The 24,134-nt window shown below is 59.8% G+C and carries 21 protein-coding genes; 7 read left to right on the plus strand and 14 right to left on the minus strand.

Annotation, left to right across the window (positions count from 1 at the left end; translation table 11 throughout):
- Positions 1-41: 41 nt before the first annotated feature.
- Both AB4N44_RS15865 and AB4N44_RS15870 read right to left on the minus strand, forming a co-directional pair.
- Positions 42-1,400: a glutamine synthetase family protein gene (locus tag AB4N44_RS15865; protein WP_126367462.1), complete on the minus strand. Its 1,359-nt coding sequence runs from the start codon at positions 1,398-1,400 to the stop codon at positions 42-44.
- A 94-nt stretch (positions 1,401-1,494) separates the two neighbouring features.
- Positions 1,495-1,851 carry a gamma-glutamyl-gamma-aminobutyrate hydrolase family protein gene (locus AB4N44_RS15870; protein ID WP_460108482.1) on the minus strand — a complete coding sequence of 119 codons (357 nt, stop codon included), beginning with the start codon at positions 1,849-1,851 and terminating at the stop codon, positions 1,495-1,497.
- A gap of 278 nt (positions 1,852-2,129) precedes the next feature.
- Here AB4N44_RS15870 and AB4N44_RS15875 point away from each other — a divergent pair, with 278 nt between their 5' ends.
- Both AB4N44_RS15875 and AB4N44_RS15880 read left to right on the plus strand, forming a co-directional pair.
- A complete protein-coding gene (locus tag AB4N44_RS15875) occupies positions 2,130-3,506 on the plus strand; it encodes a glutamine synthetase family protein (protein WP_007913842.1) in 1,377 nt (458 codons plus the stop codon).
- A gap of 242 nt (positions 3,507-3,748) precedes the next feature.
- Positions 3,749-4,375: a TetR/AcrR family transcriptional regulator gene (locus AB4N44_RS15880; RefSeq protein WP_034151970.1), complete on the plus strand. Its 627-nt coding sequence runs from the start codon at positions 3,749-3,751 to the stop codon at positions 4,373-4,375.
- 280 nt (positions 4,376-4,655) lie between these two features.
- Here the strand turns inward: AB4N44_RS15880 and AB4N44_RS15885 are convergent, their stop codons facing one another.
- From AB4N44_RS15885 to AB4N44_RS15920, 8 genes are all read right to left on the minus strand, one after another.
- The gene (locus tag AB4N44_RS15885) at positions 4,656-4,871 is read right to left on the minus strand and encodes a TOBE domain-containing protein (RefSeq protein ID WP_003229256.1); all 216 of its coding nucleotides are present in this window, start codon (positions 4,869-4,871) and stop codon (positions 4,656-4,658) included.
- 106 nt (positions 4,872-4,977) lie between these two features.
- Positions 4,978-5,784 carry an aliphatic sulfonates ABC transporter ATP-binding protein gene (ssuB, locus tag AB4N44_RS15890; protein ID WP_007913838.1) on the minus strand — a complete coding sequence of 269 codons (807 nt, stop codon included), beginning with the start codon at positions 5,782-5,784 and terminating at the stop codon, positions 4,978-4,980.
- A complete protein-coding gene (gene ssuC, locus AB4N44_RS15895; protein ID WP_003229260.1) occupies positions 5,781-6,563 on the minus strand; it encodes an aliphatic sulfonate ABC transporter permease SsuC in 783 nt (260 codons plus the stop codon). The genes ssuB and ssuC overlap by 4 nt, the downstream gene beginning before the upstream one ends.
- An 8-nt stretch (positions 6,564-6,571) precedes the next feature.
- A complete protein-coding gene (gene ssuD, locus AB4N44_RS15900) occupies positions 6,572-7,720 on the minus strand; it encodes an FMNH2-dependent alkanesulfonate monooxygenase (RefSeq protein ID WP_018928626.1) in 1,149 nt (382 codons plus the stop codon).
- Positions 7,721-7,745: 25 nt separating this feature from the next.
- Positions 7,746-8,711 (minus strand): sulfonate ABC transporter substrate-binding protein, encoded by a 966-nt coding sequence (locus AB4N44_RS15905; protein WP_007913834.1) that lies wholly within the window; start codon positions 8,709-8,711, stop codon positions 7,746-7,748.
- Positions 8,712-8,801: 90 nt separating this feature from the next.
- Complete coding sequence (gene ssuE, locus AB4N44_RS15910) at positions 8,802-9,395, minus strand: NADPH-dependent FMN reductase (protein ID WP_007913832.1); 594 nt, start codon at positions 9,393-9,395, stop codon at positions 8,802-8,804.
- A 314-nt stretch (positions 9,396-9,709) separates the two neighbouring features.
- Positions 9,710-10,348: a peroxiredoxin gene (locus tag AB4N44_RS15915; RefSeq protein WP_034151974.1), complete on the minus strand. Its 639-nt coding sequence runs from the start codon at positions 10,346-10,348 to the stop codon at positions 9,710-9,712.
- Between the two features lie 296 nt (positions 10,349-10,644).
- Positions 10,645-12,000 carry an OprD family porin gene (locus AB4N44_RS15920; RefSeq protein WP_127930165.1) on the minus strand — a complete coding sequence of 452 codons (1,356 nt, stop codon included), beginning with the start codon at positions 11,998-12,000 and terminating at the stop codon, positions 10,645-10,647.
- Positions 12,001-12,364: 364 nt separating this feature from the next.
- Between AB4N44_RS15920 and tauA the strand changes: the two genes are divergently transcribed.
- Positions 12,365-13,354, plus strand: a complete 990-nt coding sequence (gene tauA, locus AB4N44_RS15925; RefSeq protein ID WP_460108479.1) for a taurine ABC transporter substrate-binding protein — start codon at positions 12,365-12,367, stop codon at positions 13,352-13,354.
- Between the two features lie 83 nt (positions 13,355-13,437).
- Here tauA and argA read toward each other — a convergent pair whose 3' ends face one another.
- Both argA and argE read right to left on the minus strand, forming a co-directional pair.
- Positions 13,438-14,736 carry an amino-acid N-acetyltransferase gene (gene argA, locus AB4N44_RS15930; RefSeq protein WP_007913824.1) on the minus strand — a complete coding sequence of 433 codons (1,299 nt, stop codon included), beginning with the start codon at positions 14,734-14,736 and terminating at the stop codon, positions 13,438-13,440.
- A gap of 239 nt (positions 14,737-14,975) precedes the next feature.
- Positions 14,976-16,121 carry an acetylornithine deacetylase gene (gene argE / locus AB4N44_RS15935; RefSeq protein WP_460108477.1) on the minus strand — a complete coding sequence of 382 codons (1,146 nt, stop codon included), beginning with the start codon at positions 16,119-16,121 and terminating at the stop codon, positions 14,976-14,978.
- A 155-nt stretch (positions 16,122-16,276) separates the two neighbouring features.
- Here argE and AB4N44_RS15940 point away from each other — a divergent pair, with 155 nt between their 5' ends.
- Positions 16,277-17,647, plus strand: coding sequence for a CYTH domain-containing protein (locus AB4N44_RS15940; protein WP_127930168.1), 1,371 nt, complete (start codon positions 16,277-16,279; stop codon positions 17,645-17,647).
- Between the two features lie 89 nt (positions 17,648-17,736).
- Here the strand turns inward: AB4N44_RS15940 and AB4N44_RS15945 are convergent, their stop codons facing one another.
- Complete coding sequence (locus AB4N44_RS15945) at positions 17,737-18,201, minus strand: Lrp/AsnC family transcriptional regulator (protein ID WP_016983809.1); 465 nt, start codon at positions 18,199-18,201, stop codon at positions 17,737-17,739.
- Positions 18,202-18,327: 126 nt separating this feature from the next.
- On the opposite strand from AB4N44_RS15945, the gene AB4N44_RS15950 reads away from it, so the two are divergent.
- The 3 genes from AB4N44_RS15950 (at position 18,328) to AB4N44_RS15960 (ending at position 20,930) form a co-directional block, all read left to right on the plus strand.
- Complete coding sequence (locus tag AB4N44_RS15950) at positions 18,328-18,666, plus strand: hypothetical protein (protein ID WP_127930169.1); 339 nt, start codon at positions 18,328-18,330, stop codon at positions 18,664-18,666.
- Positions 18,667-18,758: 92 nt separating this feature from the next.
- A complete protein-coding gene (locus tag AB4N44_RS15955) occupies positions 18,759-20,543 on the plus strand; it encodes a GspE/PulE family protein (RefSeq protein WP_150749802.1) in 1,785 nt (594 codons plus the stop codon).
- 66 nt (positions 20,544-20,609) lie between these two features.
- Positions 20,610-20,930 carry a DUF2388 domain-containing protein gene (locus AB4N44_RS15960; RefSeq protein WP_174245147.1) on the plus strand — a complete coding sequence of 107 codons (321 nt, stop codon included), beginning with the start codon at positions 20,610-20,612 and terminating at the stop codon, positions 20,928-20,930.
- A 188-nt stretch (positions 20,931-21,118) separates the two neighbouring features.
- Here the strand turns inward: AB4N44_RS15960 and gcvP are convergent, their stop codons facing one another.
- Complete coding sequence (gene gcvP, locus AB4N44_RS15965) at positions 21,119-23,992, minus strand: aminomethyl-transferring glycine dehydrogenase (RefSeq protein WP_460108474.1); 2,874 nt, start codon at positions 23,990-23,992, stop codon at positions 21,119-21,121.
- Between the last annotated feature and the right edge of the window lie 142 nt (positions 23,993-24,134).

Below are 24,134 nucleotides of genomic sequence, written 5' to 3' on the forward strand. Positions count from 1 at the left end.
TATCGGTGAAGACGCGGCCGGTGAGGGCCGCGCCCGGCGTATCAGACGGCGAAGAGCAGGTACTCACGCTCCCAGGAACTGATCACGCGCTTGAAGTTTTCATGCTCGGCCCGTTTTACCGCGACGTAGCCAGTGATGAAGGTTTTGCCCAGGTACTTCTCGATGGTCGCGCTGTTTTCCATACGTTCCAGCGCGTCTTCGATGGTCAGCGGCAGGCGCAGGTTGCGGCGCTCATAACCACGGCCCACCACCGGCGCGCTCGGGTTGAGGCCTTCGACCATGCCGATGTAACCGCAGAGCAGGCTCGCGGCGATCGCCAGATACGGGTTGGCGTCGGCGCCCGGCAGGCGGTTCTCGACGCGACGGTTCTGCGGGCCGGCATCCGGTACGCGCAGGCCGACGGTGCGGTTTTCTTCGCCCCACTCGACGTTGACCGGTGCCGAGGTGTCCGGCAGGAAGCGGCGGAACGAGTTGACGTTCGGCGCGAACAACGGCAACAGCTCAGGAATCAGCTTCTGCAAACCACCGATGTGGTGCAGGAACAACTGGCTCATGGTCCCGTCCTCATTAGAGAAGACGTTTTTGCCGGTCTCGATGTCGATGATGCTCTGGTGCAAGTGCATCGCACTGCCCGGCTCACCGGTCATCGGCTTGGCCATAAAGGTCGCGGCCACGTCGTGCTTGAGTGCGGCTTCGCGCATGGTGCGCTTGAACACCAGAATCTGGTCGGCCAGCGACAGTGCGTCGCCGTGACGGAAGTTGATTTCCATCTGCGCCGTGCCGTCTTCGTGGATCAGCGTGTCGAGGTCCAGTTCCTGCAGTTCGCACCAGTCGTAGACGTCTTCGAACAGCGGGTCGAATTCGTTCGCCGCTTCAATGGAGAACGACTGACGACCGATTTCCGGACGGCCCGAGCGACCAATCGGCGGCTGCAACGGATAGTCCGGGTCGTCGCTGCGCTTGGTCAGGTAGAACTCCATTTCCGGCGCCACGATCGGCTGCCAGCCTTTGTCGGCATAGAGTTTGAGGACCTTTTTGAGGACGTTGCGCGGCGACAGCTCGATCGGGTTGCCTTGCTTGTCGTAGGTGTCGTGGATCACCTGTGCGGTCGGCTCGATGGCCCACGGCACCATGTACACGGCGTTCTGGTCAGGGCGGCAGATCATGTCGATGTCGGCCGGGTCGAGCAGTTCGTAATAGATGTCGTCTTCGACGTAGTCGCCGGTCACGGTCTGCAACAGCACGCTTTCTGGCAGACGCATGCCTTTTTCGGCAATGAACTTGTTGGTCGGCGAAATCTTGCCCCGGGTGATACCGGTCAAGTCGGCGATCATACATTCGACTTCTGTGATCTTGTGGTCTTTCAACCAATCGGTGAGCTGGTCGAGGTTGGTACTCATAAATGCCTCTGGGCTGAGTCTCCTGACATGATGTCAGGCAAAGTTTGACGCTATGGGCGTCGCGTTAAAGGGGGCTTGCTCGCGCAGTGCCGGCTTATGCCTGGCACCGCGCATAGACAATGAAAGAGGAGCTTACCTGCCCTTTACGCTGGCGTTGCATTTCCTGTGCACACTCAAGGCGTGCAGAATCATGAGCACGGCTGGGGTAGCGGCACAGGCTTTGGAAATGAAAGCGATCTATAGTGGAAGGAGACGCCATAAACAGGATGCTTTCCCGTACGTCCAGAATATCGGACGCTGACGCTTGAACGGCCATGGACGGGAACATCGTCGCTAACGGGCGAGCCATGCTGGCTGCGCTACGGACGGATTTGTCGCCACTGATGTGATGAGCATGCAGACCGGACTGTTGCGAGCAGTCGGTGATGCCGATTAACGGCAGGCGAGACATGAAGCACCCCGGTATTATTGCTGTTATGGGTTTGATCGGAGCTTAGCCTTGTTCATTTTTTTACACAACACCCCCGTAAAAAATACAACACGGCCTGCTCAAGCCTGCGGGTGCACAGTCTTCCAAGGACAAAAAAACGCCCGAAAGTGCCCCATAAATGCCCTCGCAGCGCTTTTTTAGGGCAAAAAAGGCCTCGCTTGACTTCGGCAGGCCGTTCGGGTTGACTGAAACCAGAAAAGATCAATGATTGATATTTTTAACAACAAAGGTGTTGCATCATGTCGGTACCCCCGCGTGCCGTTCAGCTTAACGAAGCGAACGCGTTCCTTAAGGAACATCCTGAGGTTCTGTACGTTGACCTTCTGATTGCGGATATGAATGGTGTGGTGCGCGGCAAGCGCATTGAACGCACCAGCCTCCACAAGGTTTACGAGAAAGGCATCAACCTGCCGGCCTCTCTATTTGCTCTGGATATCAACGGCTCTACGGTGGAAAGCACCGGCCTGGGCCTGGACATCGGCGACGCCGATCGTATCTGCTATCCAATCCCCGATACGCTGTGCAACGAGCCATGGCAGAAGCGCCCGACCGCGCAACTGTTGATGACCATGCACGAACTCGAAGGCGATCCTTTCTTCGCCGATCCGCGCGAAGTGCTCCGTCAAGTTGTTGCAAAGTTTGACGAGCTGGGCCTGACCATCTGCGCCGCATTCGAACTCGAGTTCTACCTGATCGACCAGGAAAACGTGAACGGCCGTCCACAGCCGCCACGCTCGCCGATCTCCGGCAAACGTCCGCACTCGACGCAGGTCTACCTGATCGACGACCTCGACGAATACGTCGACTGCCTCCAGGACATTCTGGAAGGTGCCAAAGAGCAAGGCATCCCAGCCGACGCCATCGTCAAGGAAAGTGCCCCGGCGCAGTTCGAAGTGAACCTGCACCACGTCGCCGACCCGATCAAGGCGTGCGACTACGCGGTACTGCTCAAGCGTCTGATCAAGAACATCGCCTACGACCATGAAATGGACACCACCTTCATGGCCAAGCCGTACCCGGGCCAGGCAGGTAATGGTCTGCACGTACACATTTCGATTCTGGATAAAGAAGGCAAAAACATTTTTGCCAGCGAGGATCCCGAGCAGAACGCCGCGCTGCGTCACGCGATCGGCGGTGTGCTCGAGACCCTGCCCGCGCAGATGGCTTTCCTCTGCCCGAACGTCAACTCCTACCGTCGTTTCGGCGCACAGTTCTACGTGCCGAACTCGCCGTGCTGGGGCCTGGACAACCGCACCGTGGCGATTCGCGTACCGACCGGCTCGTCCGATGCCGTGCGTATCGAACACCGCGTGGCCGGTGCCGACGCCAACCCGTACCTGCTGATGGCTTCGGTACTGGCCGGCGTGCACCACGGTCTGACCAACAAGATCGAGCCGGGCGCGCCAGTCGAAGGCAACAGCTACGAGCAGAACGAACAAAGCCTGCCGAACAACTTGCGCGATGCCCTGCGCGAGCTGGACGACAGCGAGGTGATGGCCAAGTACATCGATCCGAAGTACATCGATATCTTCGTCGCCTGCAAGGAAAGCGAGCTGGAGGAGTTCGAGCACTCCATCTCCGACCTTGAGTACAACTGGTATCTGCATACCGTTTAAGCGGTTGTAGCTTCAGGAAAAACGCCGTTGGCTGATTCAGCCAACGGCGTTTTTTTATGGCCGCCTGCGGCGGTTCGCGAGCAGGCTCGCTCCTACAGTTGATCTCCTGTGAGCATGAATGCTGTGTACACAAAGCTCCCCTGTGGGAGCGAGCCGCTCCGGGCGACGTTCCGACGAACGCGGTCGACAAGACAACACACAAGCCGGCTCGTACAATGCCCGCTGCCCCGCAGGAGACTTCTATGACGCGACCCGCCCCCGTCCGCAAACCCCGTGCCCGCAGTCAGGCGCGCATCGATTCGATACTCGACGCCGCGCGCACATTGCTGGCGGCCGAGGGTGTGGCGAGTCTGTCGATTTATAGCGTCGCCGAGCGCGCGCAGATTCCGCCCTCCTCCGTTTACCACTTCTTCGCCAGCGTGCCGGCATTGCTTGAAGCGCTGACGGCGGATGTGCACGCCGCATTTCGTGCCTGCCTTCAGGCGCCCATCGATCACGAAGCACTGCGAGACTGGCGTGATCTGTCGCGACTGGTCGAACAACGGATGCTGGAGATCTACGACGAAGACGCGGCGGCGCGGCAGTTGATCCTTGCTCAGCATGGTCTGACCGAGGTCACTCAGGCTGACCGTCAGCACGACATCGAATTAGGCGACCTGATGCACAAGCTGTTCGATCATCACTTCGAATTGCCGAGGCTGCCGGAAGATGTCGATGTGTTCGCCCTGGCGATGGAATTGGGCGACCGGGTTTATGCGCGTTCGGTGCAGCAGCATGGGCAGATTACGCCGCGCATGGCCGAGGAAGGGATGCGCGTGTTTGATGCTTATATCGGCCTGTATCTGCCGCCTTACCTGCCCAAGCGCTGAGCCATGATCGTTCCCACGCTCTGCGTGGGGAATGCAGCCCGTGACGCTCCGCGTCACTGGACGCAGAGCGTCCCAAGAGGCATTCCCACGCGGAGCATGGGAACGATCGCCATCTCTAGTGATCTGACTGGCCTCTTCGCGAGCAGGCTCGCTCCCACATTTGGAATGCGATCCCCTGTGGGAGCGAGCCTGCTCGCGAAGGCCGCACCGCAGTTTTCAGATCAGGCACAAAAAACCCCGAAGGGCTCACGCCCTCCGGGGTTGTTTTTTACTCACCGGCTTACAACTTGGCGATCGACACCTCGGTGGATTTCACAAAAGCGATCACTTCGCTGCCGACCACCAGTTCCAGCTCCTTGACCGAGCGGGTGGTGATCACCGAAGTGACGATGCCGGAAGCGGTCTGCACGTCGATTTCCGACAGCACGTCGCCGAGGACGATTTCCTTGATCGAGCCTTTGAACTGGTTACGGACGTTGATGGCTTTGATAGTCATGATATTTCTCCTGAGGTCGAAATAAGCGGCAAGTGGCAAGCTTCAAGCGGCAAGCAAAAGCACAGCGCTTCTACTTGTAGCTTGTAGCTTGAGGCTCGCAGCTGCTTCATTGCGCCCAGCGCAGTTGCGTAGGCAGTGGTGAAACAGGTTCCGGCGCCGGCGGTTCGCCGGGCAGGGAGAGAACACGGTTAAGCACTTCGGTTTCCAGCGCTGCCAGTCGGTGCGAACCACGCACTCGTGGGCGCGGCAGTTCGACATGCAGATCGAGGCCCACTTCGCCGTCCTCGATCAGAATCACCCGGTCGGCAATCGCCACCGCTTCACTGACGTCGTGGGTCACCAGCAGCACAGTGAAACCGTGTTGCTGCCAGAGACGTTCGATCAGTTGCTGCATTTCAATGCGGGTCAGCGCGTCCAGCGCACCGAGTGGTTCGTCGAGCAACAGCAGGCGCGGTTGATGGATCAGCGCCCGAGCCAGCGCGACGCGCTGCTTCTGTCCGCCAGACAACGCTGCCGGCCATTCATTGGCGCGATCCGCCAGACCCACCGCGTCCAGTGCTTCGAGAGCCTTCGGGCGCCAGTTGCCTTTGAGGCCGAGACCAACGTTGTCGATGATCTTCTTCCACGGCAGCAGACGTGCTTCCTGGAACATCAGTCGGGTGTCTTCCCGCGCATCGCTGAGCGGCGCAGAACCGGCCAGCAAGTCGCCGCCAGTCGGTTGATCGAGGCCGGCGAGCAAACGCAGCAAGGTACTTTTGCCGCAACCACTGCGCCCGACCACGGCGACAAACTGCCCCGCCGGAATGTGCAGATCAATGTCACGCAGCACCTGCCGCGCGCCGAAGGTTTTCTGCAGGTTGCGCACCGCCAGCGGAATCCCGCGCAGCAGGCGTGGAGGTTGTTGAGCAGTCATGCCGCACCTCCTTTGGCAACCTGATACGCCGGGTGCCAGCGCAACCACACACGCTCAAGTCCTCGGGCCGCGAGGTCGGCGAGTTTGCCGAGCACCGCGTAAAGCAGGATCGCCAGTACCACCACATCAGTCTGCAAAAACTCCCGGGCGTTCATCGCCAGATAGCCGATGCCTGAGCTGGCGGAAATGGTTTCCGCCACAATCAGCGTCAGCCACATAAAGCCCAGGGCGAAACGCACACCGACCAGAATCGAAGGCAGCGCACCCGGCAGAATCACCTGCCAGAACAGGCTGAAACCGCTCAAGCCATAACTGCGCGCCATCTCCACCAGCGCCGGGTCGACGTTGCGGATGCCGTGATAGGTGTTGAGGTAGATCGGGAACAACGTGCCCAGCGCCACCAGAAAAATCTTCGCTGACTCGTCGATGCCGAACCAGAGGATCACCAGCGGAATCAGCGCCAGATGCGGCACGTTGCGGATCATCTGCACCGAGCTGTCGAGCAGGCGTTCGCCCCATTTCGACAGGCCGGTAATGAAACCCAGGACCAGACCGATGCTGCCGCCGATGGTGAAACCCAGCGCCGCACGCCAGCCGCTGATCGCCAGGTGCGTCCAGATTTCGCCGCTGCGCACCAGGCTCACGCCGGCTTCGATCACCGCCACCGGTGCCGGCAGAATCCGTGTCGACAACCAACCGGCCGACACCGACAACTGCCACACCGCCAGCAGCAATACCGGCAACGCCCAGGGCGCGAGGCTGTGGATGATTTTCTTCATGGCGCGCCTCAGCTCTGCGACGCGGCTTTGGGAAGAATGTCGTTGGCGACCATCTCGCCGAACGGGCTGACATAACCGGCGCTTTTCGGCAGTTCCGGGCGCTCGATATCGAGGTGCGGGAACAGCAGTTCAGCGACGCGATACGACTCTTCGAGGTGTGGATAACCGGAGAAAATGAAGGTGTCGATGCCCAGATCCGCGTATTCCTTCACCCGTGCCGCGACGGTCGGCCCATCGCCGACCAGCGCCGTACCGGCACCGCCGCGCACCAGACCGACACCGGCCCAGAGGTTCGGGCTGACTTCGAGATTGTCGCGGCTACCGCCGTGCAGCGCGGCCATGCGTTGCTGGCCCACCGAATCGAAACGCGCCAGCGAAGCCTGAGCACGAGCGATAGTGTCGTCGTCCAGGTGCGAGATCAGCCGATCCGCCGCTTGCCAGGCTTCAGCGTTGGTTTCGCGGACGATCACGTGCAGACGAATGCCGAAGCGCACGGTGCGGCCGAGCTTGGCGGCTTTGGCGCGAACCTGTGCAATCTTCTCGGCCACTGCTGCTGGCGGCTCGCCCCAGGTCAGGACCATTTCCACTTGTTCGGCAGCCAGATCTTGCGCCGCTTCCGAGGAACCACCGAAGTACAGCGGCGGACGCGGTTGCTGGATCGGCGGATAGAGCAACTTGGCGCCCTTCACGCTGATGTGCTGACCGTCGTAATCAACGGTTTCGCCTTCCAGCACACGACGCCAGATGCGGGTGAATTCCACCGAGGCTTGATAGCGTTCTTCGTGGCTGAGGAACAGACCATCGCCGGCCAATTCTTCCGGGTCGCCACCGGTTACCAGATTGAACAGCGCACGGCCGCCGGACAGACGATCGAGCGTGGCCGCCTGCCGCGCCGCCACCGTCGGGGAAATGATCCCGGGGCGCAGGGCGACGAGGAATTTCAGCCGCTGGGTCACCGGGATCAGCGACGCCGCCACCAGCCACGAGTCTTCGCAAGAGCGGCCGGTAGGAATCAACACGCCGCCGAAACCCAGACGATCCGCTGCTTGCGCGACCTGTTGCAGATAACCGTGGTCAACGGCGCGAGCGCCTTCGGCGGTGCCAAGGTAATGGCCGTCGCCGTGGGTGGGCAGGAACCAGAAGATATTGAGGCTCATGGAGTGGTCTCCTTGGGGATTCGAATTACTGCGCTTTAGCCACAGCGGCCGGTGGTGTCCAGATCACATCCTTGATGCTCAGCGGCTTGGGAATCAGCTTGAGCTGGAAGAACGTGTCCGCGATTTTCTGCTGCGCGGCGACCACTTCCGGGGTCAGGAACAGCGCGCCGTAGCCCTGGCGCTTGACCGAGGTCAGGGTGATGTCCGCCGGCAGGCCGAGCAGTGGTGCAACCTGTTGGGTCACGTCTTCAGGGTTGGCTTTCGACCACTCGCCAACGGCGCGCACTTCTTCCACGAGCGTCTTGATCACCTCGGGATTTTTCTGTGCGTAAGGCTTGGTCGCGAGATAGAACTGGTGGTTGTCGACGATGCCTTTGCCGTCGCGCAGGGTGTGCGCTTGCAGCTGTTTCTCGGCGGCAGCCTGGTACGGATCCCAGATGACCCAGGCGTCGACGCTGCCACGTTCGAACGCAGCGCGAGCATCGGCCGGCGGCAGGAATACGGTTTGAATGTCGCTGTATTTGAGGCCGGCGTCTTCCAGCGCACGCACCAGCAGGTAGTGAACGTTGGAGCCTTTGTTCAGGGCGACTTTCTTGCCCTTGAGATCAGCCACCGATTTGATCGGCGAGTCTTTCGGCACGAGGATCGCTTCGCTGTTCGGCGCTGGCGGTTCATAAGCGACATAAAGCAAATCGGCGCCGGCAGCCTGAGCAAAAACTGGCGGAGTTTCGCCGGTGACACCGAAGTCGATCGAGCCGACGTTCAGGCCTTCCAGCAGTTGCGGGCCACCGGGGAACTCAGTCCATTGCACGTCGACGCCTTGAGCGGCCAGACGTTTTTCCAAAGTGCCCTTGGCTTTGAGCAGCACCAGCGTGCCGTATTTCTGATAACCGATCCGAAGGGTCTCGGCTTGAGCTTGAGTGATGGCGCCGAAGGTGACAGCCGCAGCAAACAGAGCGACCAGACCACGACGCAAAAATACAGTGCGCATAGCGCTCTCCTTTTTGCTGTTGGGTTTTGGCTGCACCTGCTTGACCGTTAGCGGCGAAGTAAGGTGAGTTACATCAAATGCGGGTGTGGCTTAAATGCTCCAGCGAGCACTCAACAAACGTTCGTTCAACAGGCCCGGTTCCAGCGGTTTCGGCCGGCGGGCCATGGCGCCGACAAACTGATCCAGCGCTTCATGCAGTCGCTGCTCCAGCGCTGGAGCCAGTTGCGCCGCCGCACTGCCTTCGCCGTAAGCGATCTGGCTGTCCTCGGCGAAAATCCCCTGAAGCATTTCCTGGGCTTTCAATGCCGACAGCACCGGCTTGAGGGCGTAATCGACCACCAGCATGTGGGCGATGCTGCCGCCAGTGGCCATCGGCAAGACAATCTTGTGGTTCAAGGCGCGCTCGGGCAGCAGATCCAGCAAGGTTTTCAGGGCGCCGGAGAACGACGCTTTGTAAACCGGTGTGGCGATCAGCAGGCCGTCGGCGTTTTCGATCTGTTGCAGCAGGTCGAGCACCTTCGGGCTGTCGAAGCGGGCGTGGAGCAAATCCTCGGCCGGGAAGTCCCGCACCTGATAACTCACCACTTCCACCCCTTGCGCCTGCAACCAGCGTTGCGAGCGTTCCAGCAGCACCCCGGAACGGGAGCGCAGGCTGGGACTGCCACCGAGTGAGACGACCAGCATTGAGACAATTCCTTAAGCGTTACAGGCGATTCGCGGGTTGCGATCTCGCTTCGATGAGGAGACCTTAACAGCTGATTTATATATCCATAAATCATATTTATTCATTTGGTTATGCATTTTGGAGATATACATTTCAACAAACTGCGGGCGAAAAAAAAGGCCGTCGAAACGGCCTGAAATCCCCTGCTTAGTGGTTCTGAATTCTGTGCTGCCCGGACTGACGCCTTCGCGAGCAGGCTCGCTCCCACAGGGAATCGCGTTTCAAATGTGGGAGCGAGCCTGCTCGCGAAAGGGTGGTGACTACACCGCAAATCTCACTTATTCGGCTGTGGCGTCAGGCGCAGGTACGGTTTCACCGCGCGATAGCCCTTCGGAAAGCGCTTTTTGATTTCGTCTTCATCCTTGAGCGAAGGCACGATCACCACCTCTTCACCGTCCTGCCAGTTGGCCGGTGTAGCCACCTTGTAGTTGTCGGTGAGCTGCAGCGAATCGATCACACGCAGAATCTCGTGGAAATTACGCCCGGTGCTCGCCGGATACGTGATGGTCAGACGAATCTTCTTGTTCGGATCGATCACGAACAGCGAACGCACGGTCAGCGTGTCGTTGGCGTTCGGGTGGATCAGATCATAGAGATCGGAGACCTTGCGATCAGCATCAGCCAGGATCGGGAAGTTGACGACAGTGTTCTGGGTCTCGTTGATGTCTTCGATCCACTTGTGGTGCGAGTCCACCGGATCGACCGACAGCGCAATGGCTTTGACGCCGCGCTTGCTGAACTCATCCTTGAGCTTGGCGGTGAAGCCCAGCTCAGTGGTGCACACCGGGGTAAAGTCCGCCGGGTGGGAGAACAGCACGCCCCAGCTATCGCCCAGCCATTCGTGAAAACGAATCTTGCCGGCGCTGGAATCCTGTTCGAAATCGGGGGCGATGTCGCCGAGTCTGAGGCTCATGATGCTGCTCCTGATGAGTTGTTCGAGACCTCAACTGTAGCCCGGGATTTGCCATCGTGAAAAAGAATAAATAATGAGATATCTAGAACATAAGTGAATATTAAACATCTGTTCACTGGACGCTGGCAGGCATCCCGACGAATATCGGTCGCAAGGTTCGAGAAGGCCTTGAGTTGCTGTAAAGAGGGAAATTCGGGGAGGGCTTACGGGGGTGGGCCTGACTCGAAAACGCAAAAGCCCCGTCCGGCGCGATGCCGGACGGGGCTTTTTTTACATCAACGAATCGAAACGCGCTATTACAGCAGCGGGATCGAGTAGCTGAGGATCAGGCGGTTTTCGTCCTGGTCGCGAACGCCAGCGATGTTGGTACGCCAGGTAGCGTTTTTCCACATGAAGCCAACGTTTTTCAGCGGGCCTTCCGGTACCACGTAACCGATAGTCAGGTCACGTTCCCACTCGGAGTCGCCATTACCGTTTTCACGACCGCCGGAAGTAACGGTGTCGATGTTGTCGCCACGCAGGTAAACCATACCAGCGGTCAGGCCTGGTACGCCGACTTTGGCGAAGTCATACGAGTAGCGAGCTTGCCAGGTACGTTCGCCGGCACGGCCGAACTTCTGAATCTGCATGTCGGTGATGGTGTAGTTCGACGAGCCGTCACCCTGGTTCAGCCAAGGGAAGTCGCTGCTGCCGTTGGAAACCTGGTAGCCGCCACCGAAGGTGTGACCAGCAACGGTGTACAGGAACAGGCCACTGTACAGGTTGTTGTCGACTTTACCGCGACCGCTGGCAACACCGGAATAGTTACCGCTGCTGAAGTAAGCAGGGGTGTTGCCGTTGGCACCGTCGTCGGAGCTGTTGAAGTAACGGAAGTCAGACTTCAGCACGCCCGGGCCAATTGCCCAGTTGTGAACCAGACCCAGGAAGTGTTGCTTGTAGAAATCTTCCAGGTTGCCGTAGTAGTACTGCGCAGTCAGGTCTTTGGTGATTTTGTAGTCACCACCAGCGTAGATGAACTTGTTGCTGTTAACGGTACGCGGTGCCGCGCCGTTGATAGACAGCTGTTCATTGTTGCTGGAGTTACGGCCTTTGGCGTGCTCGATCTGACCACCGACCAGGGTCAGGTCCTTGATCTCGCCGGAAGTGATCTGGCCACCCTGCCAGGTCTGTGGCAGCAGACGACCGTCGTTGGTCACGATAACCGGGTTCTTCGGCTGCAGAGTACCCAGCTTCAGCTCAGTCTGGGAGATCTTGGCTTTGGCAGTCAGGCCCAGGCTTGAGAAGTTATCGACCGCTTGGCCATTGGATTCGCTTGGGAAAACAGTGCCGCCGTAAGCAGGACCAGGTTTGCCAGCAGCGGTAACGTTACCGTTGGTGCCGCCGCCCGAATCCAGACGTACGCCCAGCAGGCCGATGGCGTCGATACCAAAACCAACGGTGCCTTGGGTATAGCCGGAAATGAAACGCAGATCGAAGCCTTGGCCCCACTCTTCGTTGCGGCTTGGTTCGTTTGTGCCGCTACGGTTGTCAGTGTTGATGTAGAAGTTACGCAGCCCCAAAGTAGCTTTGCTGTCTTCGATGAAACCGGCGGCGCCTGCCTGCTGCGCCATAACCCCTACGGCCACAGCCAGGGCCAAGGTGGACTTGTTCATGTAAAGCTCCTCTCGTTTCTAATTCTTGTGTTCCTGGCCCTGGGTCTGATGCCCCGGGTCCTAAGATGCGCGATTAGCGCCAGACCGTGACTGACAAGTCAATCGTAACCTTGTATGTCTACGACCAAGGTCTAATCGCAGTGATTTGGTCCGTGCAGAGTAAAGATTTCCTGATAAACCCAAAAAGAATTTATTCATTCTTTTTCATATCATTTCGGAATATGGCCAGTATCTTGCCACCTCCGCCGGGAAACAGCGTATCGGCGACTAAGCTCATTCCTAAATGGTATTTGTTAGCCTTTTTTTATATCGATTAGCTTTGGCGCAACCCCGAATCGTCAAACCCTATCGAAAAGGCGACGCCATGATGGCCAAACGCGCACTATCTAGTCAATTTGTTACAGTTTGTGTGTCAGCACTGATTTCTTTTTCGGCCCATGCCGCCAACCTCACCGTGGGTTATCAAACCGGTATCGACCCGAGCAAAGTCCCCCAGGCTGACGGCGTCTACGAGAAGACCATCGGCGAAAAAATCGACTGGCGCCGTTTCAACAGCGGCCCGGAAGTTGTGACAGCCATTGCTTCGGGCGACGTGCAGATCGGCAACCTCGGTTCCAGCCCGTTGGCTGCCGCCGCTTCACGCAATCTGCCGATTGTGGCGTTCATCGTTTCAGCGCAGATCAATGCCGCCGAAGCACTGGTGGTGCGTAATGGCAGCGGAATCAATACTCCGCAGGATCTGGTCGGCAAAACCATCGCCACTCCTTTTGTGTCCACCTCTCACTACAGCCTGCTCGGTGCACTCAAGCACTGGGGGCTGGATAGCTCGAAAGTCAAAGTGGTGAACCTGCAACCGGCAGAGATCGCAGCGGCGTGGAAGCGTGGCGATATCGATGGCGCGTTTGTCTGGTCGCCGGCGCTGGGGGAAATCCGCAAGACCGGCAAGACCCTGACCGATGCAGCACAGGTCGGTCAGTGGGGCGCGCCGACCTTTGAAGTCTGGGTGGCGCGCAAAGATTTTGCCGAGAAGCATCCAGAGGTTGTCGCGAAGTTCGCCAAGGTCACGCTGGATTCATTTGCCGATTATGCGGCGCATAAAGACAGCTGGACGGCCGACTCGGTGCCGGTACAGAAAATCGCCAAACTGACCGGTGCCAACGCCGCCGACGTGCCGGAATTGCTCGCGGGTTCAGCGTTCCCGGATGCCAAGGCGCAGCAAACCACGGCGTTGCTGGAGGGCGGCACGGCGAAGGCGATTGGCGAGACGGCGAAGTTTTTGAAGGAGCAAGGCAAGGTTGAAACGGTGCTGCCGGATTATTCGCCGTACGTCAGCGCGAAGTTCATCGCCCATTAAAAAGCTTCGCGAGCAGGCTCGCTCCCACATGGGTTCATTGAACAAATGTGGGAGCGAGCCTGCTCGCGAATGGAACGCCTCGGTTACAGAGTCTTTTCGAAGATTTTCGAATTGCGCTGGAAGTTGTACAGCGAAGCCCGCGCCGCCGGCAGACGCTCGACGCTGCTCGGCTCGAACCCACGCTCGCGGAACCAGTGCGCGGTGCGCGTGGTGAGGACGAACAAGGTCTTCAAACCCTGCGCCCGCGCTCGGGTTTCAATGCGTTCCAGCAACTCATCACCGCGACCGCCATGGCGGTACTCCGGATTCACCGCCAGGCACGCCAGCTCACCGGCATCGGAATCGGCAATCTGATACAGCGCCGCACAGGCGATGATCATGCCTTCACGCTCGACCACGCTGAACTGTTCGATCTCGCGTTCCAGCACTTCGCGCGAACGACGCACCAGAATCCCCTGCTCTTCCAGCGGACTGATCAGGTCGAGCAAACCGCCGACGTCTTCAATCGCCGCCTCGCGCACCAGTTCGAATTGCTCCTGCGCCACAAGCGTACCGCCACCGTCACGGGTGAACAGCTCGGTCAGCAGCGCGCCGTCTTCGGCGTAACTGACGATATGGCTGCGCGCCACACCGCCACGGCAAGCTTCGGCGGCGGCATCGAGCAGTTCCGCCTGATAGTTGCTGCCCAGACGCTGCAAATGTGCCGGTACTTGTTGCGGACGCAGTTCGCGAACCAGTTTGCCGTTCTCGTCGATCAGGCCGAGGTCGGCGCCGAACAGCAGCAGTTTGTCTGCGCCGAGGTCGATGGCGGCGCGGGTGGCAACGTCTTCGCACGCCAGGTTGAAGATTTCACCGGTTGGCGAGTAGCCCAGCGGCGACAGCAGCACGATCGAGCGCTCATCGAGCAGACGGTTGATGCCCTTGCGGTCGACACGGCGCACTTCGCCGGTGTGGTGATAGTCGACGCCCTCGAGCACGCCGATCGGCCGCGCCGTGACGAGGTTGCCGCTGGCCACGCGCAAACGCGAACCCTGCATCGGCGACGAAGCCATGTCCATCGACAAACGCGCTTCGATGGCGATGCGCAATTGGCCGACCGCATCGATTACACATTCCAGGGTCGCGGCATCGGTGATGCGCATGCCGTGGTGGTAATGCGGGGTCAGGCCGCGGGCAGCGAGGCGGGTTTCGATTTGCGGGCGCGAGCCGTGCACCAGCACCAGGCGCACGCCGAGGCTGTGCAGCAGGACGATGTCGTGAACGATGTTGCCGAAATTCGGATGCTCAACGCCGTCGCCGGGCAGCATGACGACGAAGGTGCAGTCGCGGTGGGCATTGATGTAAGGAGACGCGTGGCGAAGCCAATTGACGTATTCGGGCATGAACCTGGGCCTGTAATAAATAGCAGCCTAAAAAGGGGCGAAACGGAAAACTCACAGCGGGCTGATGGTTATCGTCGGAACAGGCTTGGCGACACGCGCGCTCTCCTCATGAATACGGGTTGGATTCCCACTAATTTAACGACTTGCCCCTGTAGGAGCTGCCGCAGGCTGCGATCTTTTGATCTTCTGAAACAAAAGCAAAAGATCGCAGCCTTCGGCAGCTCCTACAAGGGATGCGTTCAATTCTTCAGGCAGTAATGTTCAATCAGTTGCCGTAATAGATGCACGGTAGGCTGCAAACGTGACATTTCAAGGTATTCGCCAGGCTGATGCGCGCAGGCGATATCGCCGGGGCCGAGCACGATGGTTTCGCAGCCAAGGCGCTGAAGATAAGGCGCTTCGGTGCCGAACGCTACTGCTTCGGCGCTATGACCTGTGAGCTTTTCGGCGATGCGCACCAGTTCGGCGTCTTCAGCCTGCTCGAATGGCGGCACTTCCGGGAACAGCGGTTTGTAATCGATCTTCACCTGATGGCGCTCGGCCACGGGGTTGAGCTTGCGCAGAATCTCCGCGCGCAGGACTTTCGGGTCCATGCCTGGCAGCGGTCGCAAATCGAACTCCAGCGAACACTGGCCACAAATACGATTGGGGTTGTCGCCGCCATGGATGCAACCGAAGTTCATCGTCGGCTGCGGCACGCTGAACTGCGGGTTGTTGAATTCACGTTGCCACAACAGGCGCAGGCCGCGCAGTTCGCCGATCGCATCGTGCATCGCTTCGAGGGCGCTGTGGCCCAGACGCGGATCCGACGAATGGCCGCTCTGCCCGAGGATGTCGATGCGCTCCATCATGATGCCTTTGTGCATGCGGATCGGCTTGAGCCCGGTCGGCTCGCCGATCACCGCCGCGCGGCCCAGCGGATGTCCGGCCTCGGCCAGCGCGCGGGCGCCGGACATCGAGCTTTCTTCATCGCAGGTGGCGAGGATCAGCAGTGGTTGCTTGAACGGCTGATCGAGCAGCGGCCGCACGGCTTCGATGATCAGCGCGAAGAAGCCCTTCATGTCGCAACTGCCCAGCCCGACCCAACGGCCATCGACCTCGGTGAGCTTCAGCGGATCGGTCTGCCACAACGCATCGTCGTACGGCACCGTGTCGCTGTGTCCGGCCAGCACCAGCCCGCCGGGACCGCTGCCGAAACTGGCGAGCAGGTTGAATTTGCCGGGGCTGACCTGCTGGATGTCGCAATTGAAACCCAGATCCCCCAGCCAACCGGCGAGCAAATCGATCACCGCGCGATTGGATTGATCGAGGTTCGGTTGGGTACAGCTGACCGATGGCGCGGCGATCAGCGCAGCGAACTGGTCTTGCATGGACGGCAAAGGCATCGCTGACTCCAACTCCCGATTTGAAGTCCATCATAGAGCCATCCGGCGTCAGGAATAAACCGCCGCAGGGCGTAGGACGAATCAGTCCTGTACACTGCACGGCCTTGGCAGCCACATATTCCCCGGCTGCGCTCCCGATCCTGGATTTTCCGGCCATGCAGAAAGAAACCGAAATCAAACTCCGCGTCAGCCGCGAAACCCTCGCCGCCCTGCGCGAGCACCCGTTACTGAAAAAACGCAACAAAAGTGGCTGGGAACGCCGTGAGTTGATGAACCAGTACTTCGACACCCCCGAGCGCGATCTGGCTCAGGCCAAAGTCGCCCTGCGCCTGCGCAAGGACGGTGACGAAGTGATTCAGACCCTCAAGACCCGCGGCCAGAGCGTCGCCGGTCTGTCCGAGCGTAACGAGTACGACTGGAAGTTGCCGAAAGCCAAGCTCGACGTGAAGAAACTCGACGGCGAATGCTGGCCCGAGTCGCTGGCCGAACTGGACAAGAAAACCCTCAAGCCGATCTTCACCACCGATTTCGTCCGCGAACGCGCCGAAATCGCCTGGGGCCGTGGCAAGAGCAAAGTGGTCATCGAAGCCGCGCTGGATCTCGGCCACGTTGTCGTCGGCAAACAGAAAGAAGAAATCTGCGAACTGGAGCTGGAATTGCGCGAAGGCGAACCTGCCGCGCTGCTGGAACTGGCCGCTGAACTGGCGGAAACCCTGGCGCTGATGCCGTGCGACATCAGCAAGGCTGAGCGCGGTTATCGTCTGTACGACGCCAACAGCTACTCGCTGAGCCTGCCGGCGCCGGAACTGATTCCGGAAACCCAACTCGACGACGCCTTCGCCGCGCTGAGCTGGCATTTGCTCGGCAGCAGCCAGCGTCTGGCTGAACAATATCGCTTCAACGGCCACTGGCGCCTGTTGCTCGACTGGGTCGAGAACCTCGCCGAAATGCGCGCCCTGCTCAGCAGCCTCGGCCAGGCCGCGCCGCGTCAGTCGACTCACGACTTGCGCGTTGCCCTCGATGCCTTGCTGGAAGACTGGCGCCCGCTGGTGCAGGCCGGTATCGAAGACGAAGACGTGCGCAAAGCCGCGCCGGAGCAATTCCTCGAAGAACTCGAAGACCCGCGCTGGGGCCTGTTCTCGCTGAGCACCTCGCGCTGGTTACTGGCCCGCACCTGGACCGCCGAGCGTAACGTGCGTGGCAACCGTCAGGGCGGCGCGCAGTTGCACAGCTGGTTGCCGCGCCTGTTGGGCGAAGAAGCCACGGCCCTGCAATTGCAGCGTTATCAGCAGCAGCCGGAAGATCTGGCTGAACAACTGCCGCGTATCGAGCGCATTCAGGTCTGGCTGCACCACGCACGCAATGTGCTGGAAATCCCGGAAATGGATCGCCTGTACGGCGAGCTGAACAAGCTGGCGCAACTGGCCAACGAGCCGACGATCACTGACGAACTGCTCGACGCACGCAAGCAGCAGGCGATTGCGGTTTACCAGAATCGCGCATGGAAAATGCTGCTGCGCATGTAATACCGCTTTCGCGAGCAGGCTCGCTCCCACATTGGAATGCAATCCCCTGTGGGAGCGAGCCTGCTCGCGAAGGGGCCAGCTGCCTGACCTCAAACCGGCAGGCTGGTGGTGGACTTGATCTCCGATAACGCCACAATCGAATTCACTTCCTGTATCCCCGGCACCAGCGACAGTTTCTCGAAAAAGAACCGCTCATACGCCTCGATATCCGCCGCGACAATGCGCAGTAAAAAGTCCACCGCGCCCATCAGCACATAACACTCCAGCACCTCCGGGAACCCGCGAATCGCTTCGGTGAACTCAGTGAAGTTCGAACGCCCGTGCGCGTTGAGTTTGATCTCGGCAAAGATCTGCGTGTTCAGGCCGATCTTCTTGCGATCGAGCAAGGTCACCTGGCCACGAATGATCCCCTCCTCCTTCATCCGCTGAATCCGCCGCCAGCACGGCGATTGCGACAGGCCGACCTGCTCGGCGATCTGCGCGCTCGACAGGGAAGCATCCTCCTGCAGCAGGGCGAGAATCTTGCGGTCGTAGCTGTCCAGCTCACTGTGCATAGAAAAACCTCTAATCCACGATCTTTCGAATTGATCGTTTCGATCATTCGCCAATAACGCCGATCATAGCCAAGAAATACCCGTCACCGAATGTAAAAATTCCTCCAGTGATTTTGGAGACCCGCCATGCCGCACCTCGAAGCCGTAAACAGCGCCCCTACCCGCGCCGACGTCTGGAACGTCAACAACGCCCACTGCCTGGCGCAGTATCAGATCCTCGCCGAAGCCGAACCGGACTTGCTGGTGCGCGTGCTCAACCTGTTCGCCCTGCAATTCCTCACGCCCGAGCAGGTCAACGTGCAGCGGATGGACGACTTGATGTCGATCGACATCGTCATGGGCGGTTTCAGTGGGCATCGCGCGCAAGTGATCGCAGAAAAACTTCGTAACCTGATCAGCGTCTGCTCGGTCAATCTGCAAACCGCCGACAGCGCTTGGGATGCGCCGGCGCAAGCGGCTGGCTGACAAATCCGGCAACGGCTTCGTCGGGTAGTGGCCCAACGGCCTACCGGGCCGCGACTATCCTTTTGCGCACTGTCGCTCAAAAGGAAGCCCGCATGTCCGTTCAACTTGCCACTCAGGACCGCTGGCTGGAACTCAACGAGGTGTTGCGTGAACTGGTCGCACAGGGCTTTATCTGCCAGGACTCGGCGGAACAAGCGCTGAATGCGCGCCGTCGCCACGCCGCCCATGGCCAGATGCACCCGCTGGAATTCATCGCCAGTCAGCAACTGGATGACCTCAGTCGTCCGGGTAAACACCTCGACCTGGAAAGCCTCACCTTGTGGCTGGCGCAGCAAGCCGGCCAGCCGTATTTGCGCATTGACCCGCTGAAGATCAATGTCGCCGCCATCACACCGTTGATGTCCTACGCCTTCGCGCAACGGCACAGGATTCTAGCGGTGGCGGTCGACCGTGATTCGGTGACCGTGGCCAGCGCTCAACCCTACGTTACCGGCTGGGAAGCCGATCTGACCCATGTGCTGAAGCTGCCGATCAAACGGGTGGTGGCCAACCCGGTGGACATCCAGCGCTTCAGCGTCGAGTTCTTTCGTCTGGCCAAATCGGTGAGCGGCGCAAGCAATGCCGACGCCCAGAGCGGCAACCTCGGCAATTTCGAGCAACTGCTCAATCTTGGCGCCAGCGATCAGGAGCCGGACGCCAATGACGCGCACATCGTCAACATCGTCGACTGGCTGTTCCAGTACGCTTTCCAGCAGCGCGCCAGTGATATCCACATCGAACCCCGGCGCGAGCAAGGCACCGTGCGCTTCCGCATCGATGGCGTGCTGCATAACGTCTATCAATTTCCCCCGCAGGTGACCATGGCGATTGTCAGTCGCCTGAAAAGCCTCGGGCGGATGAACGTCGCTGAAAAGCGCAAACCCCAGGACGGCCGGGTCAAGACCAAGACCCCGGACGGCGGCGAAGTCGAGCTGAGGCTTTCAACGCTGCCCACAGCGTTCGGCGAAAAAATGGTCATGCGGATTTTCGACCCGGAAGTGCTGCTCAAGGACTTCGATCAACTGGGTTTCAGCGCCGACGACTTGCGCCGCTGGCAAGACATGACCCGCCAGCCCAACGGCATCATTCTGGTCACCGGGCCGACCGGTTCGGGCAAGACCACCACGCTGTACACCACGCTGAAAAAACTGGCGACGCCGGAGGTCAACCTCTGCACCATCGAAGACCCGATCGAAATGGTCGAGCCGGCGTTCAACCAGATGCAGGTGCAGCACAACATCGACCTGAGCTTCGCCGCCGGCGTGCGCGCACTGATGCGGCAAGACCCGGACATCATCATGATCGGCGAGATCCGTGATCTGGAAACCGCTGAAATGGCGATTCAGGCGGCGCTCACCGGACACTTGGTGCTGTCGACATTGCACACCAACGACGCCCCCAGCGCGATCAGTCGTCTGCTCGAACTCGGCGTGCCGCACTACCTGATCAAAGCCACCGTGCTCGGGGTCATGGCGCAACGACTGGTGCGCACCTTGTGCCCGCATTGCAAGGCACCGCTGACGCTGGCAGAGGAAGACTGGCAAACCCTGACCCGTCCGTGGCAGGCGCCGCTGCCGGGCAATGCACAACGGGCCATCGGCTGCATCGAATGCCGCGACACCGGTTACCACGGCCGCGCCGGGGTCTACGAAATCATGCAACTGAGCGACAACCTCAAAGCGTTCATCACCCCGGATACCGATCTGACGGCGATACGCCGCCAGGCATTCAAGGAAGGCATGCGCAGCTTGCGTTTGTCCGGCGCGCAGAAAGTCGCGGCGGGGCTGACCACGGTTGAGGAAGTGCTGCGGGTGACACCGCAGAGCGAGCAGAAATAACCCGGCACGGAACTGGATCGGGGGATTGGCAATCCAACGCCACAGTTAACCCCCAGGAGTCATCTCATCATGCGTCTCAAACTTGCTGTCGCCACACTGGCCTTGCTGTCCCTTCCCGTTGGTTCGGCCATGGCGGACAGCTTTTGGCGTAACGTCATTTCGTCCGGTGCCACCACCGGTTCGACCTACCTGACCTTCAAGGATCACAAGCTGATCATCGCCGCACAGGACGATGCCGGCAGTTTCGTTGCCAGTGACGGCGGCATTCGCGGGCCGTATCTGGAAGCAGCGATGCAGAAGGTTCGCGCCGACAATCCGGGCCTGCAGGCTTCGGACATGGAACTGGCGAATGCGATTCTGGCGAAGAATGCCGTGGCTTCCGAGTAAGTCTTTCGCCAACAGAAATGCCGCTCGATCGAGCGGCATTTTTTTGCCCGGACTTCAGATTCACCCCATAACCCTGTGGGAGCGAGCCTGCTCGCGAAAGCAATCTTTCACTCAACATTTTCGGTGACTGAATCACCGCTTTCGCGAGCAGGCTCGCTCCCACAGGGGAAGGTGTGCTTGCCGGGAAATCAGCGGTAATCGTCCACCGGGACGCACGCGCAGAACAGGTTGCGGTCGCCGTAAACGTTATCCACCCGATTCACCGCCGGCCAATACTTGTGCGCCTTGGTGTGCGCATCCGGGGTAACGCCTTGTTCGATGCTGTACGGCCGCTCCCACACCCCGGTGACATCCGCCAGGGTATGCGGCGCTCGTTTCAGTGGGTTGTCCTCGGCCGGCCAGTTGCCGTTCTGCACTTCAGTGATTTCTGCGCGAATACTCAGCATGGCGCCGATAAACCGATCCAGTTCAGCCTTGGACTCACTCTCGGTCGGCTCGACCATCAACGTGCCCGGCACCGGGAACGACATGGTCGGCGCATGGAAGCCGTAATCCATCAAGCGCTTGGCGACGTCTTCCTCACTGATTCCGGTCTGCGCCTTCAATGGTCGCAGATCGAGAATGCATTCGTGAGCCACGCGCCCGTTGCGCCCGGTGTACAAAACCGGAAACGCACCGGATAAATGCTGCGCCAGGTAATTCGCTGCCAGAATCGCCACCTCGCTGGCATCCGCCAGTTGCGGGCCCATCATGGCGATGTACATCCAGCTGATCGGCAAAATGCTCGCGCTGCCCCATGGCGCCGCGCTGACCGCGGTGTTCTGCGGTTGCGGCCCGTCGATCGGCACCACCGGGTGATTGGCCACGAACGGCGCCAGATGCGCGCGCACGCCAATCGGTCCCATGCCCGGTCCACCGCCGCCATGGGGAATGCAAAAAGTCTTGTGCAGATTCATGTGCGAAACATCGGCGCCGATATCTGCCGGGCGTGCCAAACCGACCTGCGCATTGAGGTTGGCGCCATCCATGTACACCTGGCCGCCGTGCTGGTGGATAACTTCGCAGATTTCACTGATGCCCTCTTCGTACACGCCGTGGGTCGACGGATAGGTCGCCATCAGACAGGACAGTTTCGCCCCGGCCTCGGCGGCTTTGGCTTTCAAGTCATCGAGATCAACGTTACCGGCCTCGTCGCACTCAACGATCACCACCCGTAACCCGACCATCTGCGCCGAGGCCGGGTTGGTACCGTGGGCTGAGGACGGAATCAGGCACACATCACGCCCGCCCTGCTGGCGGCTCTCATGGTATTTGCGGATCGCCAGCAGCCCGGCGTATTCACCCTGCGCGCCCGAGTTGGGCTGCATGCAGATCGCATCGAACCCGGTGATTGCGCACAGCCAGCGCTCCAGCTCTTCGATCATCAGCGTGTAACCGACCGCCTGCTCTCTCGGCACAAACGGATGCAAGTTGGCGAATTGCGGCCAAGTGATCGGGATCATTTCGCTGGTGGCGTTGAGTTTCATGGTGCAGGAACCCAGCGGGATCATCGACTGGTTGAGCGCCAGATCCTTGCTCTCCAGTTGTTTGAGGTAGCGCAGCATCTCGGTTTCGCTGTGATGGGCGTTGAAGACCGGATGGCGCAGGTAGGGTGTTGTGCGCTGGAGGCTGTCGGGGATGCCCGAGTTCAGGGCTTCAGCGTCAAGTTCATCGACGTTCAACCCATGATCGGCACCGAGCAGCACATCGAACAGCTTGGCCACGGTGCTCTCATCGCACGTCTCATCGAGACTCAGCCCCACTCGACCGCGCCCAAGTATTCTCAGATTGATCTGTGCGGCTTGAGCGCTTTCGATGATCGCCGTTTGCGCACCGCCGACGTCCAGCGTCAGCGTGTCGAAAAACTGCGCATTGACCCGGTTGATGCCTTTTCGCTCAAGTCCCGCCGCCAGAATGCAGGTCAGCCGATGCACGCGCTGGGCGATCCGTTTCAACCCTTCCGGCCCGTGATAGACCGCGTAGAAACTGGCGATGTTGGCCAGCAGTACCTGCGCCGTGCAGATGTTCGAATTGGCCTTCTCACGGCGAATATGTTGCTCGCGGGTTTGCAGGGCCATGCGCAGCGCCACGCTGCCCCGGGCGTCCTTCGACACACCGATGATCCGCCCCGGAATCGCCCGTTTGTATTCCTCGCGACTGGCAAAGAACGCCGCATGCGGGCCGCCGTAACCCATGGGCACGCCGAATCGTTGAGACGAACCGAACACCACATCCGCGCCCAATTCGCCCGGCGGCGTCAGCAACAACAGACTCAACAAATCCGTCGCGACGCAGGCCAGCGCCTGCTGCGCATGCAGATGATCGATCAAGGGCCGCAGATCGTGAATCTCGCCGTGGGTGTCTGGATACTGCAACAACGCACCGAACACCTGATGCTGTTTCAAGTTATCCACAGCGTCGATGATCAGCTCGAAGCCGAAACCTTCCGCGCGGGTCTGCACCACGGAAATGGTCTGGGGATGACAGTTCTCATCGACAAAAAACAGATTGCTCTTGGACTTCGCGACGCGCTTGGCCAGCGCCATGGCTTCCGCCGCTGCCGTGGCTTCATCGAGCAGCGAGGCGTTGGCCAACTCCAGACCGGTGAGGTCGATGGTCAGTTGCTGAAAATTCAGCAGCGCTTCGAGTCGGCCCTGCGCGATCTCGGGTTGATACGGCGTGTAGGCGGTGTACCAGCCGGGATTTTCCAGCACATTGCGCAGGATGACGGTTGGCGTCAGGGTGCCGTGGTAGCCCATACCGATCAGACTGGTCCAGACCTGATTCTGCTCGGCGTAACTGCGCAGTCTGGCTAGCGCCGCTTGTTCATCCAGTGCCGGAGGCAGATCGAGCGCGCGATTGAAGCGAATGCCTGGCGGCACCGTTTGCTCGATCAGTTCGATTCGACTACCGAGGCCGAGGCTGTCGAGCATCGCCTGCTGTTCGGCGATGTCGGGACCGAGGTGGCGGCGCAGAAAAGCGTCGGGATCGCGTAACTGGCTCAGGGACGGCAACTGGGACATGACGGGCTCTCTCTTGGCTGGCGCTCGGCGTCAATGCAACACGGTCAAACCAGCATAGCAGTGCCCTTGAAGATCAAAAGATCGCAGCCTTCGGCAGCTCCTACAAGATGTACACCATCCTCCTGTAGGAGCTGCCGAAGGC

This window comes from Pseudomonas sp. S3_C06 (assembly GCF_054667675.1).

Coding starts and splice junctions, on each gene's coding strand:
- AB4N44_RS15865 (WP_126367462.1), bottom strand. CDS start 1,400: ATGAGTACCAACCTCGACCAGCTCACCGATTGGTTGAAAGACCACAAG.
- AB4N44_RS15870 (WP_460108482.1), bottom strand. CDS start 1,851: ATGTCTCGCCTGCCGTTAATCGGCATCACCGACTGCTCGCAACAGTCC.
- AB4N44_RS15875 (WP_007913842.1), top strand. CDS start 2,130: ATGTCGGTACCCCCGCGTGCCGTTCAGCTTAACGAAGCGAACGCGTTC.
- AB4N44_RS15880 (WP_034151970.1), top strand. CDS start 3,749: ATGACGCGACCCGCCCCCGTCCGCAAACCCCGTGCCCGCAGTCAGGCG.
- AB4N44_RS15885 (WP_003229256.1), bottom strand. CDS start 4,871: ATGACTATCAAAGCCATCAACGTCCGTAACCAGTTCAAAGGCTCGATC.
- ssuB (WP_007913838.1), bottom strand. CDS start 5,784: ATGACTGCTCAACAACCTCCACGCCTGCTGCGCGGGATTCCGCTGGCG.
- ssuC (WP_003229260.1), bottom strand. CDS start 6,563: ATGAAGAAAATCATCCACAGCCTCGCGCCCTGGGCGTTGCCGGTATTG.
- ssuD (WP_018928626.1), bottom strand. CDS start 7,720: ATGAGCCTCAATATCTTCTGGTTCCTGCCCACCCACGGCGACGGCCAT.
- AB4N44_RS15905 (WP_007913834.1), bottom strand. CDS start 8,711: ATGCGCACTGTATTTTTGCGTCGTGGTCTGGTCGCTCTGTTTGCTGCG.
- ssuE (WP_007913832.1), bottom strand. CDS start 9,395: ATGCTGGTCGTCTCACTCGGTGGCAGTCCCAGCCTGCGCTCCCGTTCC.
- AB4N44_RS15915 (WP_034151974.1), bottom strand. CDS start 10,348: ATGAGCCTCAGACTCGGCGACATCGCCCCCGATTTCGAACAGGATTCC.
- AB4N44_RS15920 (WP_127930165.1), bottom strand. CDS start 12,000: ATGAACAAGTCCACCTTGGCCCTGGCTGTGGCCGTAGGGGTTATGGCG.
- tauA (WP_460108479.1), top strand. CDS start 12,365: ATGATGGCCAAACGCGCACTATCTAGTCAATTTGTTACAGTTTGTGTG.
- argA (WP_007913824.1), bottom strand. CDS start 14,736: ATGCCCGAATACGTCAATTGGCTTCGCCACGCGTCTCCTTACATCAAT.
- argE (WP_460108477.1), bottom strand. CDS start 16,121: ATGCCTTTGCCGTCCATGCAAGACCAGTTCGCTGCGCTGATCGCCGCG.
- AB4N44_RS15940 (WP_127930168.1), top strand. CDS start 16,277: ATGCAGAAAGAAACCGAAATCAAACTCCGCGTCAGCCGCGAAACCCTC.
- AB4N44_RS15945 (WP_016983809.1), bottom strand. CDS start 18,201: ATGCACAGTGAGCTGGACAGCTACGACCGCAAGATTCTCGCCCTGCTG.
- AB4N44_RS15950 (WP_127930169.1), top strand. CDS start 18,328: ATGCCGCACCTCGAAGCCGTAAACAGCGCCCCTACCCGCGCCGACGTC.
- AB4N44_RS15955 (WP_150749802.1), top strand. CDS start 18,759: ATGTCCGTTCAACTTGCCACTCAGGACCGCTGGCTGGAACTCAACGAG.
- gcvP (WP_460108474.1), bottom strand. CDS start 23,992: ATGTCCCAGTTGCCGTCCCTGAGCCAGTTACGCGATCCCGACGCTTTT.